13 protein-coding genes and 1 pseudogene are annotated in these 14709 nt (G+C 64.2%); 3 read left to right on the forward strand and 11 right to left on the reverse strand.

Translation table 11 applies throughout. From position 1 onward, the window contains the following. Nucleotides 1-108: 108 nt before the first annotated feature. From ACXRVY_RS06455 to ACXRVY_RS06465, 3 genes are read left to right on the forward strand one after another with little or no spacing between them, the layout of a single operon-like run. On the forward strand, nucleotides 109-1305 hold the full coding sequence (locus ACXRVY_RS06455) for an amidohydrolase family protein (RefSeq protein ID WP_223462846.1): 1197 nt from the start codon (nucleotides 109-111) through the stop codon (nucleotides 1303-1305). After that, entirely contained in the window at nucleotides 1302-2789 is a 1488-nt protein-coding gene (locus ACXRVY_RS06460; RefSeq protein WP_457266264.1) for an amidohydrolase family protein, read from the forward strand. The genes ACXRVY_RS06455 and ACXRVY_RS06460 overlap by 4 nt, the downstream gene beginning before the upstream one ends. Before the next feature lie 12 nt (nucleotides 2790-2801). Beyond that, entirely contained in the window at nucleotides 2802-3464 is a 663-nt protein-coding gene (locus ACXRVY_RS06465; RefSeq protein WP_150673375.1) for a flavin reductase family protein, read from the forward strand. A gap of 133 nt (nucleotides 3465-3597) precedes the next feature. Here the strand turns inward: ACXRVY_RS06465 and ACXRVY_RS06470 are convergent, their stop codons facing one another. The 11 genes and pseudogenes from ACXRVY_RS06470 to ACXRVY_RS06520 form a co-directional block, all read right to left on the reverse strand. Beyond that, the gene (locus ACXRVY_RS06470; protein WP_457266265.1) at nucleotides 3598-6696 is read right to left on the reverse strand and encodes an error-prone DNA polymerase; all 3099 of its coding nucleotides are present in this window, start codon (nucleotides 6694-6696) and stop codon (nucleotides 3598-3600) included. Beyond that, on the reverse strand, nucleotides 6672-8087 hold the full coding sequence (locus tag ACXRVY_RS06475) for a Y-family DNA polymerase (protein ID WP_458237132.1): 1416 nt from the start codon (nucleotides 8085-8087) through the stop codon (nucleotides 6672-6674). The genes ACXRVY_RS06470 and ACXRVY_RS06475 overlap by 25 nt, the downstream gene beginning before the upstream one ends. A 7-nt stretch (nucleotides 8088-8094) precedes the next feature. Beyond that, entirely contained in the window at nucleotides 8095-8712 is a 618-nt protein-coding gene (gene imuA / locus ACXRVY_RS06480) for a translesion DNA synthesis-associated protein ImuA (protein WP_458237133.1), read from the reverse strand. After that, nucleotides 8712-9329, reverse strand: a complete 618-nt coding sequence (gene lexA, locus ACXRVY_RS06485; protein WP_223462841.1) for a transcriptional repressor LexA — start codon at nucleotides 9327-9329, stop codon at nucleotides 8712-8714. The genes imuA and lexA overlap by 1 nt, the downstream gene beginning before the upstream one ends. 103 nt (nucleotides 9330-9432) lie before the next feature. Continuing rightward, entirely contained in the window at nucleotides 9433-9741 is a 309-nt protein-coding gene (locus ACXRVY_RS06490) for a DUF971 domain-containing protein (RefSeq protein WP_223462840.1), read from the reverse strand. Continuing rightward, the gene (locus ACXRVY_RS06495; protein WP_223462839.1) at nucleotides 9738-10700 is read right to left on the reverse strand and encodes a HEAT repeat domain-containing protein; all 963 of its coding nucleotides are present in this window, start codon (nucleotides 10698-10700) and stop codon (nucleotides 9738-9740) included. Before ACXRVY_RS06495 ends, ACXRVY_RS06490 begins: the two co-directional genes overlap by 4 nt. Further along, nucleotides 10697-11545, reverse strand: a complete 849-nt coding sequence (locus ACXRVY_RS06500; protein ID WP_223462838.1) for an ABC transporter ATP-binding protein — start codon at nucleotides 11543-11545, stop codon at nucleotides 10697-10699. Before ACXRVY_RS06500 ends, ACXRVY_RS06495 begins: the two co-directional genes overlap by 4 nt. Continuing rightward, nucleotides 11545-12327 (reverse strand): ABC transporter permease, encoded by a 783-nt coding sequence (locus tag ACXRVY_RS06505; protein WP_223462837.1) that lies wholly within the window; start codon nucleotides 12325-12327, stop codon nucleotides 11545-11547. Before ACXRVY_RS06505 ends, ACXRVY_RS06500 begins: the two co-directional genes overlap by 1 nt. 137 nt (nucleotides 12328-12464) lie before the next feature. Further along, a complete protein-coding gene (locus ACXRVY_RS06510; protein ID WP_458237134.1) occupies nucleotides 12465-13871 on the reverse strand; it encodes an ABC transporter substrate-binding protein in 1407 nt (468 codons plus the stop codon). Nucleotides 13872-14218: 347 nt separating this feature from the next. Further along, nucleotides 14219-14464 carry a 4Fe-4S dicluster domain-containing protein gene (locus ACXRVY_RS06515; protein WP_003180418.1) on the reverse strand — a complete coding sequence of 82 codons (246 nt, stop codon included), beginning with the start codon at nucleotides 14462-14464 and terminating at the stop codon, nucleotides 14219-14221. Nucleotides 14465-14490: 26 nt separating this feature from the next. Continuing rightward, a pseudogene (locus ACXRVY_RS06520) lies at nucleotides 14491-14709 on the reverse strand (fumarate reductase/succinate dehydrogenase flavoprotein subunit); the annotation flags it as partial.

The raw sequence follows: 14709 nt of genomic DNA on the forward strand, positions 1-14709 counted from the left end.
GCGAGCAGGCTCGCTCCTACAGGGTTTGTGTCGTAGACCAAGATCCACTGTRGGAGCGAGCCTGCTCGCGATGAGGCCCTCTCACACAACACTGAATTTGAGGTTTGTATGACCCAACCCCGCTGGCTGCGCAATGTGCGCCCCTACGGCGCCCCCGCCGAAGACCTGCTGATCGAAAACGGTCGCTTCAGCCAACGCCGCCCGGCCTCGACCACCGAGCTGCTGGTCACCGACATCGACGGCCAGAACCAACTGCTCACCCCCGCCCTGGTGGAAAGCCACGTGCACCTGGACAAGACCCTCTGGGGCCAACCCTGGCGCCCCAACAGCGCTGGCCCGACCCTCAAGGACTACATCACCAACGAACGGCGCATCCTGCGCGAAGTCACAACACCGATTGCGCAACGAGCCGGTGCCCTGCTGGAAAACTGCATCGCCCGTGGCTCGCTGACCATGCGTTGCCACGTCGACATMGACCCGGAATTCGGCCTGCGCCATGTCGAGGCCATGCAGCAACTGCGCGAAAACTACCGCGACCTGATCGACCTGCAACTGGTGGTGTTCCCGCAGACCGGCCTGATCAGTCGCCCCGGCACCGCCGAACTGATGCGCGAAGCCATGGCCCTGGGCGTGGAGAACGTCGGCGGCCTGGACCCGTGCGGCATCGACAACGACCCTGTCGCGCAACTGGATTTCGTGTTCAAACTGGCCAGCGAGTTCGACCGTGGCGTCGACATTCACCTGCACGACAAGGGTGAGCTGGGCCTGTGGCAGATCGCCCTGATCGCCGACTACACAGAGCGCTACGGCCGCCAGGGCCGGGTGATGATCAGCCACGCGTATTGCCTGGGGATGTTGCCGTGGAGCCAGGTCAAACCGATGGCCGAGCGCCTGGCGACGCTGGGTATTTCGCTGATGAGTTCGGCCCCGGCCGATTGTGCGGTGCCACCGTTCCTGGCCTTGCGCGAAACCGGGGTGAATCTGTGCCTGGGCTCGGACGGCATTCGTGATGCCTGGTCGCCCATGGGCAACGGCGACATGCTCGAGCGTGCAATGCTGCTGGCGTTTCGTTTCGACCTGAGCAAGGACGAAGAACTGGCGGCGGCGTTCGCGGCGGCAACCGTCAACGGCGCCCAGGCGCTGGGGTGCGAAGCCAACCGCCTGGAAATCGGCCAACTGGCGGACTTCCTGCTGATGCCGGTGCAAACGCTGGGCGAAGCCGTGGTTTCGCGGCCATTGCGTCAGGTCTATCGTGCGGGTCGATTGATTGCTGCAGGCGGCCGTTTGCTGGACAGCCGTCTGTGAAGCGCATCGGTTTGCGGGCCAGTTGCGTGGTCGGCTTCGACGGCACGCAGCATGTGCTTTGGCGCGACGGCGAAGTGGTGTTCGCAGGCTCACGCATCGAGTTTGTCGGGCGCGGTTATCCGGGGCCGGTAGATCAGTGGGTTGATTACGGTAATGCGCTGATCGGCCCCGGCTTCATCGATCTGGATGCCCTCGGCGATCTCGACTCCACCGTGTTGACCCTGGACAACGGCGACGAGCGCGCCATGGGCCGGATGTGGTCGGCGGAGTATCTGGCGCGTGGATCGCGGGAAAGTTACAGCCCCGAAGAAGAAGTCTTCAAATACCGCTACGCCTTCACGCAACTGATCCGCAACGGCATCACCACGGCCATGCCGATCACCTCGATGTATTACCGCGAGTGGGCCGAGACCTATGACGAGCTTGCGGCGGTGGCCGCAGTGACGGCCGAGTTGGGGCTGCGTACTTACCTCGGTCCCTGCTACATGAGTGGCATGAGTTACTGGCGCACCGATGGAGCCCTGGCGCACCACTGGGACGAAGTCCGGGGCATGGCCGGCCTCGATGCCGCCGAACGGTTTTTCCAGGATTTCGATGGCGCGCACAACGGCCTGACTCGCGGCGCGCTGCTGCCCGATCGTATCCAGACCTGCACGCCGGCGCTGCTGCAGCGCACCGCTGCGCTGAGTCGGGAGCTGAACGCACCGATGCGCTTGCACTGCTGCCAGGGCCTCGGTGAAGTGGCAATGGTCGAGCAACTGCGCGGCACCTCGCCACTGGGCTGGTTGCAGCAGCTTGGGCTGTTGAACCCGCGCAGCCTGCTGCCCCACGGTATCTACACCCGAGGCGATGACGACCTGCAACTGGTGATCGATGGCGGCGCGAGCCTGGTGCATTGCCCGGTGGTGTTTGCCCGGGACGGCGAGGCACTGAATTCGTTTGGCCGCTATCGGGCCAAGGGCATCAACTTCGCCCTGGGCACCGACACCTGGCCGGCGGACTTGCTGGACAACATGCGCCAGGGCTTGAACATCGCCCGCCTTATGGAGGGCGGTAACGACCTGACCAGCACGCTGGACCTGTACAACGCCGCGACCCTCGGCGGCGCCAAGGCGTTGGGCCGCGACGATCTCGGTCGGCTGGCGCCGGGGTGCAAGGCCGACATCACCGTGTTCAACCTGCGCGGCATGCACTTGGGGCCACTATTCGATCCGCTGAAAAACCTTGTGCTGGCCGGACGTGGCGACGACTGCATCGCCAGCTATATCGACGGCCGCTGCGTGATGCACGACGGCCAGGTCGAGGGCATCGACTTCCCCGCCCTGCAACGCCAGGCCCAACGCCAATTCGAAAAACTGATGCGCAGCCACAGCGACCGGGCCTTTGGCCAGCCGGACTGGAAAAGCCTGTTCCAGCCAGCCATCCCGTTCGCCGACAACTACAGCGCACATTCGCCACTGAGCGCGATTGATCCACTTCTCTAGAGATTTCTGCCCATGCAAAGCTTCGACTTCAGCCAATTGAGCCCGCGGGACAAATACAAAATTCTGATCGGCAGCGTCGTGCCGCGGCCGATCGCCCTGGTCACCACCGTCGACGGCGAAGGCCGGATCAATGCGGCGCCGTTCAGCTTTTTCAATGCGCTGTCGGCCGATCCGCCCATCCTCGCCCTGGGCGTGGAAAACTACGGCGACCAAAGCCCCAAGGACACCACCCGCAACATTCAGCTCAACCAGGAATTCACCGTGAACATCGTCAGCGATGCCCTGGTGGAAGCCATGAACGTCTGCGCCGTGCCCTTCGCCCCCGGCTTCGACGAATTGACCGCTGCCGGCCTCACTGCCATCCCCGGCACCACGGTCAAATGCCCGCGCATCGGCGAAGCCCCGGTGGCGCTGGAGTGCCGACGGATGATGGCGCTGTCCATCGGCCAATCCCGGGAGATCATTTTTGGTGAAGTGCTGATGGCCCATGTGCGTGACGAACTGATCGACCCGAAAACCCTGTACATCGATCAACTGGGGCTGGATGCGATCGGACGCATGGGCGGGCATGGCTATGCGCGCACGCGGGATTACTTCGACTTGCCGACGCGGTCGTTGCAGGCCTGGACGGATGCGCCGGGGGGTGGGGAGCGGTTTTGGCCGCTGGCCAAGTAGCACGCAATGACACAACCCTGTAGGAGCGAGCCTGCTCGCGATGGTGGATAACGATAACGCGGGCTTTCTGATTGAACGCGGCGCTCTCAAGTCCATCGCGAGCAAGCTCGCTCCTACAGGGGGAATGTATGTGTCAGTGAAAATCCCGGCTGCGCACGCTGATCCCATCCAGCAACGCACTCAGATCACTCAACCGCCCGGCAATCAGATGCCGCACCTCGCCCTCTTTCTCCCAACGCCCATCGACCTTGAGCAATTGCGAGCCGACCAACACCTGGCGCTGCCGCTCGGCCAGGTCACGCCAGACCACCACATTGACGTTGCCGAACTCATCTTCAAGGGTGACGAACGTCACGCCGCTGGCGGTGGCCGGKCGTTGTCGGCCGGTGACCAGCCCGGCAACGCTGACTGGCCGACCGTGCTCGACGTCCAGCAACTCCTTCGAACTGCGGCAGCGCCGCGCCTTCAACTCAGCGCGTAACAGGGCCAACGGATGCGGCCCCAGGGTGGTGCCGACACTGGCGTAATCGGCTTGCAGGTCCTCGCCCACGGTGGGCTTGGGCAACGTCACCACGTCCTCCTCCTGGCTCGGCAGGCCGGCAAACAAACCCAGCTGCTTTTGTACCCCGGCCACTTCCCAGCGCGCCCGATGCCGGTCACCGGCCAGCCCGCGCAGCGCACCGGCATCGGCCAGTTGCTCCTGGGCGCGGGCATCGAGTCGCGCCCGTTCGCCCAGGTCGGCGATGTCGGCAAACGCGCCTTTGGAGCGGGCCGCCTCGATGCGTCGGGCATCGTCCTCGCGAAAGCCCTTGATCATGCGCAGGCCCAGGCGAATCGCCGGTTGCGCAGCGCTGATCGGTTCCAGGCTGCAATCCCAATCGCTGGCGCGCACGTCCACCGGACGAACCTGCAAATGATGACGCCGAACATCCTGCAGAATCTGGTCCGGGCTGTAGAACCCCATTGGCCAGCTGTTGATCAGCGCACAGGCGAAGGCCGCCGGCTCGTGGCATTTCAACCAGCAACTGGCGTAAGTCAGTAAAGCAAAACTGGCCGCGTGGGACTCGGGAAAACCGTAGCTGCCAAAGCCCTTGATCTGCTCGAAGATCTGCGCGGCGAACTCGGCGGTGTAGCCGTTTTTCTTCATCCCGGCGGCCAGCCTTTCCTTGTGCGGTTCGAGCCCGCCGTGGCGTTTCCACGCGGCCATGGAGCGACGTAGCTGGTCGGCCTCGCCGGGGCTGTAGTCGGCGGCGACGATGGCGATCTGCATGACCTGTTCCTGAAACAGCGGCACACCGAGGGTGCGCTTGAGCACCACTTCCAGTTCCGGCGACGGATAGGCCTCCGGTTCTTCCTTGTTCCGTCGCCGCAGGTACGGATGCACCATGCCGCCCTGGATCGGCCCCGGCCGAACGATGGCGACCTCGATCACCAGATCGTAAAACGTCTTCGGCCTGAGCCTGGGCAGCATCGACATCTGCGCCCGGGACTCGATCTGGAACACGCCGATGGTGTCGGCCCGACCGATCATTTCGTAGGTGGCCGCATCTTCGGACGGGATGGTCGCCAGACTCAAGTCCAGGCCCCGGTGCCGGCGCAGCAGATCGAAACATCGGCGAATCGCACTGAGCATGCCCAGCGCCAGGATATCGACCTTGAGCAAACCGACCGCATCGAGGTCATCCTTGTCCCACTGGATGATGGTGCGCTCGGCCATGGCGGCATTTTCCACCGGCACCAGACTGTCCAGCGGCTGCTCGGAAATCACGAAACCGCCAGGGTGCTGGGACAAATGCCGGGGGAAGCCGATCAATTGCCCTGTCAGGCTCAGCACCCGGTGCAGCATCGGGCTCTCGGGGTCGAACCCGCCCTCGCGCAGACGCTCCACGGGTGGTGTCTCATCGCTCCAGTGACCGCAGCAATCGGCCAGGGCGTTGATCTGGTCCGGCGGCAAGCCCAAGGCCTTGGCCACATCACGCACCGCGCCGGCCGCATGGTAAGTGCTGACTACCGCCGTCAGCGCGGCGCGGGCCCGGCCATAACGCTGGAACACGTACTGCAAGACTTCTTCGCGGCGTTCATGCTCGAAATCGACGTCGATGTCCGGCGGCTCGTTGCGTTCTTTGGACAGAAAGCGCTCGAACAGCAACGTGGTGCGATCCGGATCGATTTCAGTGATCCCCAGGGCGAAGCACACTGCCGAGTTGGCGGCAGAACCACGACCCTGACAAAGAATCTGTTGCTGGCGGGCGAAGCGGACGATGTCGTGGACCGTCAGAAAATAGCTTTCATAGCCCAGCTCCGCGATCAGTTGCAGCTCCTTGTCGATCTGCACCAGCACTTCGCTTTTCGGCCCTTTTGGCCAGCGCCACTCGATGCCCTCCTCGGTCAAATGACGCAGCCACGAGGTGGCCGAGTGCCCTTGCGGCACCAGTTCGCGGGGGTACTGGTAACGCAACTGGCCCAGATCAAAGGTGCAGCGCCGGGCGATGTTCAGCGTTTCTGCCAGCGAGGCTGGCGGATAAAGTGCCTGCAGCACGTCGAGGCTGCGCAAATGGCGTTCGCCGTTGGGATGCAGGCGCAACCCGGCATCGGCCACCGGCAGGTGATGGCGGATCGCGGTCATGGTGTCCTGCAAGGCGCGCCGGCCGCGCACGTGCATGTGCACATCGCCGCAAGCGACCGCAGGAATACACAACTCCCTGGCCAGGGTCAGCAGATCGTCCAGGCGCCGGGCATCGTCCTGACCGCGATGCAACTGCACGGCCAGCCACAGGCACTCGGCGAAGACCTGCCTGAGCCAGTGGCCCTGTGCAAAGGCATCGACAGCGTCCGGCACCCACAACGCCAACAGCCCCGGCAAGGGTTCGCTGAAGTCCTCGCGCAGCACCTGATACTGGCCTTTCTGCGTGCGACGCCGGGCGCGGGTAATCAATCGGCACAGCCCCTGATAGCCCTCGAGGCTCTCCACCAGCAGCACCAGTTTCGGACCGTTCTCGATGCGTATTTCACTGCCGACGATCAGCGGCAACTCCACGGACTTCGCTGCTTGCCAGGCCCGAACGATGCCCGCCAGGGTGCATTCGTCGGTGATCGCCAGGGCTTGATAACCCTGCTTTTTCGCGCGCTGGAACAGCTCCAGGGCACTGGAGGCACCGCGCTGGAAGCTGAAGTTCGACAGGCAGTGCAATTCGGCATAGTCGATGCTCATGCGAACCAGCCCTGCAACCACAGCGGGCCGTCCTCACCGACCGCCCGGTAGGCCCAGCCCTGTTGGCCGGCACGGGTTTCGATCAGGTAATAGTCACGGCGCACGTCGTCGCCGTCCCACCAGCCGGACTCGATACGCTCCGGCCCCATGAGGATGCGCGCCGAGCCCTGATGCACGGCCAGCGGCTCAGTCAGCAGCCATCCCGGCCGTTTCACCGCGGCCGGCACCGTGCAAGGCTGGCTGTCGGCACTGGCCTGCCACGCACACTCGGGGCGGTGGTCGGCCTGGAAGCCCAGGCCATGCACCGCGTCATCCCCCAGCCGCGCACGCAGGCGTTCGCGCAGTTGMTCCCAGGGCAAGGACTGCTGCGGACGGTCGTCGAACAGTTCCTGATGCTGGGGCACGAAGGTCGGCAAATCCTCGGCGCGCAGGCGAAAGCCGCGCACCGGCGCCTCGACCTGGACTTGCTCCAGCCGCCCCCGGGCCAGCTCGAAGAGCATCGCCGGATCGCGCTCGGCGCTGAGCAGGCCAACCTTGATGAGTGTGTCCGGCAACCCGGCGTGTTCCAGATGCAGGTCGAAACGCTGTACGCCGCTGTCGCGACCGCAGAGGAACGCCGACAGGTCGCCGGTCAACCGGCGCAACGGAAACAGCAAGGCTTGATGGGACTGCACATCGAAATTGAGCTCGATACGCACATCGAAGCGGTCCGGCGGCAGGTAAAACGTCAGGGCCAGCCGCCGCGAACCGAACAGGGCATCCAGATGCTTGAGCACCTGGGCCTCGAAACGCCGGGCCAGGCTATGCCGGGGCAACGCCTGCACCTGGCTCAAGGTGCGCAAGCCCATGCGCGACAAGGCCGTGGCGACCGAGGCTTCGAGGCCGATCCGGTCGACGGGCATTTGCCCCAGGTGATGCTGCAAGGCTTGATCGTCCGGGACCACCAGACCGTCATAGGCGTTGGCCAGCACCCGCGCCGCCACCGGGTTGGGCGCGGCCACGATGCGGTGCCGAAACCCCAGTTCGCCGAGCTCACGGCGCAGAAGCGCTTCGAATTGCGGCCAGGCGCCGAACAGGCCGAGGCTGGATTCGATCTCGAACACCACGGCCCGGGGGTAATGCACGCTGACCTGGGAACTGAAGCGATAGGCCCAGGCGGCGAGAAACTGCTGCCAGTGTTCGATTTCAGCGGCGTCGTATTCAGCCGTGACAAAGCCTTTGCTCAAGGCCTGTGCCGCGCCCATGGACTGGCCGGGACGCAAACCCAGCGCCCGCGCCGCACCGTTGACGGCCTGCAGCACCCGGCGCTGGGCCGGGCCAGTCAGCAACGCCAGGGGTTCATCGGGATCGGCGCGCTGACGCAGTACCGCGTCCAGCGCCAATTGCGGGAAAACAATGCAGACCCAGCGCATGGCAACCTCAATGCCCCACGGCGAAGGCAATCGGCGCCGAACGGGCCAGGCCGCCGCGGCACTTGAGCACGCGCAGTTGTGCCGGTCGGGCATCGATGGCAATGCGCAAGGCCGCCGGCGAAGGGTTGATCGCTTCACCGAGGGGACGATAGGCGAAGGCCAGGGTCTGGCCGGTTTCCGCCGCCACCTGCAAGCGGCGCAAGGCGCGGTCATCAGCCTTGTGCGGCCAGCACAGCACCGCGCCGCAACTGCCCGAGCGCAGACATTGTTCCGCGGCCCACAGCGCATCGCGCTCGCTGGCCTGGATGATCGACAACTRACGCAGATCGACCCCGGCGCCCTGCCACGCCTGGGGGTACGGCACACAAGGCGGCGCCACCAGCACGATGCGCTCGCCCGCCGCCGACAGCCGTGCCAGCGTCGGCCACACCAGTTGCAGCTCGCCCACGCCCTGCCCGGCCAACAGGATCTCCGTCAGCGCCGCCTCCGGCCAGCCACCGCTGGGCAATGCGGCGTCCAGCGCGGCATGCCCGGTGGGTTGCGGGCTGGCAGCCGGTGGCGCAGGCCGGCCCTTCCAGACCTGGCCGCCATTGAACAGCGTATCCAGCGCAACGACGGCACCCATCAGCCTTGCCTCACCAGGCCACAGAACACACCCTCGATGGCCAGGTCCCGGTCGGCCTCGACAATGATCGGCTGGTAGGCCGGGTTGCGTGGCAGCAAGCGAACCACATCGCCGACCCGTTCGAAGCGCTTGATGGTGACTTCGCCGTCGAGCCGCGCCACGACGATCTGGCCATTAACGGCCTCGGGGCTGCGGTGCACACCAACCAGGTCGCCGTCGAGAATGCCGTCCTCGATCATCGAATCACCGCGCACCCGCAACATGTAGTCCGGCACCCGCGAGAAGATCGACGGATCGAGCAGCAAGCGGCTATGGATTTGCGCATCGACACCAATCGGCGCACCGGCCGCGACCCGACCGAGCACCGGGATGTCCAGCAACTCGGGACGCGGCAGCTGCCCGAGCAAGCGAATGCCCCGGGCCTGATTCGGGTTGACCTCGATAAACCCGGCTTCGGTCAGCGCCAGCACATGCTTGCGCGCCACGCTGCGGGAGGCGAAACCGAACGCCTCGCTGATCTCGGCGAGGCTCGGAGGCTGACCGTGCTCGGCGATGCGATCGCGGATAAAGGTCAGGATGGCGGTACGGCGGGGAGTCAGAGTCGTCATGGAGTACATTTGTACTCTTTTGGCTTTTTCCTGGCAAGGACCATGTAGGAGCAGCCGGTCGACGCTCGACTGCTCGCGATAAGGCCAGCACAGTCAACATCGATATTGAATGTCAGTCCGCTATCGCGAGCAGGCTCGCTCCTACAGGGTTGAGTTGTGCCAGGTAGGCCCACGGATAAATCCCCCGCTCATGCCCATCGCTGAAGACCAGTTGCAAACCATACCCCTGCGAGTGCAATTCGATCACCTGAACCCGCTCATCCACCATCGGCGCCATCCCCCGCAACCGAAACGCCCGGCACTGCGAGCACGGGCACTGGCGGCGCAATTCGGCGTGTTCGAACACTTGCTCGCGACCATCCGGCCAGTTCAGTCTCAATTGCTGTTTGCTGCGGGAATTGCCAATCGCCATTGGGTTCATTGCAGTTGGCTCAAGGCAATGCGCACGGCCTTGCGCACTTCAGGGTCGCCGTCGTCTTGTGCGTCCTGCAATGCCGCAATGGCCCCTGGGTCGTTCAATTCGCCGAGGGCCAACGCGGCTTCCTTGCGCAGGTTGCTGATGCGGTGGCCGAGGGTGTCGATCAGTGCTTCGAGCGCCGGTACAAAACGCAAGCGACCGAGGCTGCGGGTGGCGCGCAGACGCACTTGCCAGTAATCGTCGCCCAGGGCGTCGATCAGGGCCGGGCCGGCGTCGGGGTGGCCGACCTTGCCCAGGGTGGTGGCGGCTTCTTCGCGGACTTGCCAGGCAGCGTCCCGCAAGGCCTGGCGCAGGGCCGGCAGCACCTGCGTGTCAGACGCCAGGCCCAAGGCCCCGGTGGCGGCACGCCGAACTTCAGTGTCCGGGTCAGCGCTGGCCAGCCGCGCCAGTGCCGGCAAGGCATCAAGCTGCTTGAGCCAGCCGAGCACGCCCACCGCCTCGCGGCGCACGCTGGCGCTTTCATCAATCAGTGCCCGGGCCGCCGCATCGGCGGCATCGGGGCAACGCAACTCGCGCAACGCCCTGAACGCGGCGGTGCGTACGCCGCTGTCGGCGTGCCCGGTCCACGGCAGAATGACCCGGCCCGCCGCTTCACTCTTGAGCAGGCTGAGGCTTTGCGCAGCGGCCGCCTGCACCGCCGGGGATGGATCCGTCAGGGCCTGGCACAACGCCTCGACCACGGGCGCGTCCTCCCAGGCCTCCAGCAGGCGCGCGGCTTCGGCGCGAACGTCTGCAATCGGGTCTTCGACCAGTCGATTGATTAACCACTGCAGGCCGTCCGGCTCCTCGAGATCGGCCAGTTCGATCAGCGCGATCCGGCGTACACCGGCATCCTCGTCGGTCAGGCGTGGTTGCAGGGCAAGAATGTCGTCGTTATCGGTTACATCGAATAGTGAGGTCATAGGGCAAATCGCGGCAGTTTGTTTTCAGGGGGAAGTCCGAGCGGGTTCAGGCGCGGCAGTTGCCGACCGTCTTCGTGCCGCAGGAGTTCGAGGCAATGGCGCTTGAGGTGCGAGAATTCAGGGCGGGTTACCAGTTCGGTGCTGCGCGGCCTGGGGAAGTCCAGGCGCAGGTCTTCGATGATTCGGCCGGGGCGCGAGCTCATGACCAGCAGGCGATCTGCGAGGAACAGCGCTTCGTCGATGTCATGGGTGACAAACACCACTGTGGTGCGGATGCGCGTCCAGATGTCCAGCAGCAGTTCCTGCATGTTCAACCGGGTCAGGGCATCGAGGGCACCGAAGGGTTCGTCCATCAGCAACAGGCGCGGACGGTTGACCAGCACCCGGGCAATTTCCACCCGTTGCTGCATGCCGCCGGAGAGTTGATCGGGCCAGCGCTCGGCAAAACCTTCGAGGCCCACCAGGGCGAGGATTTCATCCGCCGCCTTGTGCCGTTCGGCCTTGTCGATGCCTTGCATTTTCAAGCCGAACGCCACGTTGTCGCGCACCGTGCGCCACGGAAACAGGGTGTGCTGCTGGAACACCATGCCGCGCTGAGGCGATGGGCCCGACACCGCTGCGCCATCGACATCCAGCGTACCGGTGCGCGGTTGCAGGTGGCCGGCCAGGGCGCCGAGCAAGGTCGATTTTCCGCAACCGGATGGCCCGAGAATGCACACGAACTGCCCAGGCTCGATCTGGCAATCGAGGCCCTGCACTGCTTCGAAAGCCTCGAGCCCCTCGCCCAGGCTGATTGACAGCCCGCGAATATCGATACGCCCTTGCAGGTGTTGAAAAACACTCATCAGGCTTTTCCTCGTGGTCGATGCCAGGGCGTGAGCAGTCCGCCCAGACGCTTGATCAACAGGCTGCTGCCCATCCCGAGCACGCCGATCAGCAACATGCCGACCACGATGTCGGCGTAGTTCTGGATGGTGTAGGACTCCCAGGTGTAGTAGCCGATGCCGAATTGGCCGGAGATCATTTCCGCCGTCACCAGACAGAACCACGAAGTGCCCATGCCGATGGCCAGGCCGGTGATGATGCTGGGCGCAGCCCCCGGAAGAACGACCTCCAGCAGGATGGCCCGGCGCCCTGCCCCCAGGCTTTTCGCCGAGGCGATCAGCCGTGGGTCGACGCCTTCGACACCGTGCACGGTGTTGAGCAGGATCGGGAACAGTGCGCCGGTGAAGGTGATGAACACCATCGACAGTTCCGAGGAGGGAAACATCAGGATCGCCAGGGGAATCCAAGCCACGGCCGGGATCGGGCGCAGCACTTCCAGGGGTGGCAGCAACAGATCTTCGGCCCATTTCGAGCGGCCGATGGCCAGGCCCAGAGCCACGCCGATGATCAGCGCCGCGAGGTAACCGGCGAACACCCGGCCGAGGCTGCTGCCCAGGTGCTGCGCGAGCTTGCCGGAGTCGCCGAGGCCTAGGGCGGCTTCAATGACCGCCAGAGGTGTCGGGACGTTGGCGAAGGTCACCAGACCGAGGTTCCAGTGGTGGCTGGCGGCGAGTTGCCAGAATACGAGACAGAGCAGCAAGGATGCGGCTCTGGGAATCCAGCGTGAATATGATCGGTACACAATTTTTCCTCTCAACCCGAGAATCCTGTGGGAGCGAGCTTGCTCGCGATGAGGTCATCACATTCAACCTCGATGTTGAATGTCAGTCCGCTATCGCGAGCAAGCTCGCTCCCACAGGGACTGTGGTGTTTCGACGATTAGCGAACAGCCACAGCCTGGGCAGTGGCATCAGTGAAGTCGAAGACCTTGCCGCCCTTCGCCGTGGCGAACTGTTGGGCCTGGCCTTTGAGCAGGAACGCACTCAGTTGTCCTTTCCCATCGGTGGCAAACCACGCCTGATCCGCCAGCAACTTGATCCCGCTGTCGCTGGCCTGGGCGTACACCGCGCGGATGTTCTTGCCTTCCTGCTTGAGGCTGGCCAGCGCGGCAAACGCCGCTTGCGCCGAGGCGTACTGGCGGACTTTCGGCTCACCGCGCACCCAGATTTCCGCCACGTGACTGAAGTCGGTGATGGCTTGGCCGCTGGCGGCATCAACGGACTTGAGCGGTGTCGGCTGGTAATTCGCAAGCTGCGCGCTGTAGTCCAGGTTCGAGGCCTTGAAGGCGGCGCGGATGTACTGGTCGTCGATGAAGGTGTTGAGATCCAGACCGCGATCGGCCTTCTTCAACAACTTGAGGGTATCGATGGCGGTGCCCACGGCCTGACGGTATTCCGGCTTCCAGCTCAGGTCGCGGGTCTGCACACCGAGGGGGCCATGGAACAGGTAATTGACCTCGGCATCGACCCCGGTGACCTTGGCGATCAACTCGCTGTATTTCTCCGGCTCAGCCACCAGCAGCTGGTTGGCTTCGATACTCGCCCGCAGGTAAGCGACGACGATTTCCGGGTATTTTTTCGCATAGGCCTGATCGACCAGCGCGCCGTGGAAGGTCGGCGCGCTGGCCTGGGAACCGTCATAAATCTTGCGGGCGAAACCCCGGCTGGGGAACAGTTCGGCGAAGGGCACAAAGTCGGCGTGAGCATCGATCTTGCCGGCCTGCAACGCGGAGCCGGCGACTTCCGGCGGCTGGGCGATGATGTTCACGTCCTTGAGCGGGTCCCAGCCCTGGGCCGCCACGGCGCGCAGCAGCATGCCATGGGCGGTGGAAGCGAACGGCACGGAAATGGTCTTGCCCTTGAGCTCTGCCAGCGACTGCACGCCCGATGCGCTTGGCACCACGATGCCGTTACCGCTGCCCTTGATGCTGCCCGACAGCACGCTGATGAACAGGCTGTGCTTGCCCGCCGTTTCGAACGCCACGCCGTTGAACGCGCCGGGGAAATCGGCCATGGYGCCGAAGTCGAGTTTGCCGGCCACCATTTCGTTGGTCAGGGGGGCGCCGCTGGTGAAGTTTTTCCACTGCACCTCGTATTGGGCGTCTTTGTAGGGGCCATCGTGGGGCAGGTATTTGTCCAGCAGGCCCAACTCACGAATCAACAGGCCGCCAGCGGCGCAATTGATGGTGGTGTCCTGGGTGCCGATGGCAATGCGGATGGTTTCGGCCGAGGCCGACAGGGTGAATGAAGCCAGTACCAGACCGGCCAGAGCTGCACGCAACATCATGAGTGTTTCCCCTCGAATCATTTATTGGATGTTCGTCTCCGCCACGATCAGGGCGTGGTGGGAAACGAGGGGTGTCTTGAATCAGGCGTCCGGTGGTGCCGGATGGCGTTTTGGGTTGTTCGGGCTGGCCTCATCGCGAGCAAGCTCGCTCCCACAGGTTTTTCTGGTGTATGCAGGACTTGCGTCTGCCCTCGATCCCCCAGTTTTTTTGGTGTACACAAGATTTGCCACTGGCCTCGATCCCCTGTGGGAGCGAGCTTGCTCGCGATGGCGTTCTTGCAGTCAATGGAGATGTCGCCTGTGCTGGCTTCATCGCGAGCAGGCTCGCTCCTACATTGATTTGTGTTTCAGCGCAGCAGGTACGGGATCTCGACTTTCACAGCGCCCGTCGGACAGTCCTTTTCACAGGGCATGCAGTACCAGCATTCGTCGAACGCCATGTAGGCCTTTTGCGTGGCCGGGTTGATCGCCAGCAGGTCCATCGGGCAAACGTCGACGCACACGGTGCAGCCTTTGTGGGCGATGCATTTGTCTTCATCGACCGTGACGGGTGCGTTGGAGCGAAAGAAGATTTCCTGGGGTTGGTAAGCCATGTTCGGTCTCTCTTTTGTTGTCGGCATCAAGCCGCATCGGCACCGACCCGCAACCGGTCGTAGGCCTGCATCTCGTCGGCATCCAGCGGGATGATGTAAGGCTCGACGGCTTTCCTGAAACTGCTCATCAAACCGTTTTGGTCTTTCTTCAGGTGGCAATGGCAGARCCAGTCGCGGTCGTTGCGTTGCGGGTGATCGACGCGATGGTGGTACAGCCCCCAGCGGCTTTCGGCGCGGAACAATGA

The sequence above is a fragment of the Pseudomonas sp. P5_A2_2 genome (assembly GCF_054177685.1).

Bases quoted from the DNA above. Each gene is read 5' to 3' on its own strand.
- ACXRVY_RS06490 (WP_223462840.1), bottom strand. From the start codon at position 9,741: ATGAACCCAATGGCGATTGGCAATTCCCGCAGCAAACAGCAATTGAGA.
- ACXRVY_RS06495 (WP_223462839.1), bottom strand. From the start codon at position 10,700: ATGACCTCACTATTCGATGTAACCGATAACGACGACATTCTTGCCCTG.
- ACXRVY_RS06465 (WP_150673375.1), top strand. From the start codon at position 2,802: ATGCAAAGCTTCGACTTCAGCCAATTGAGCCCGCGGGACAAATACAAA.
- lexA (WP_223462841.1), bottom strand. From the start codon at position 9,329: ATGTACTCCATGACGACTCTGACTCCCCGCCGTACCGCCATCCTGACC.
- ACXRVY_RS06515 (WP_003180418.1), bottom strand. From the start codon at position 14,464: ATGGCTTACCAACCCCAGGAAATCTTCTTTCGCTCCAACGCACCCGTC.
- ACXRVY_RS06500 (WP_223462838.1), bottom strand. From the start codon at position 11,545: ATGAGTGTTTTTCAACACCTGCAAGGGCGTATCGATATTCGCGGGCTG.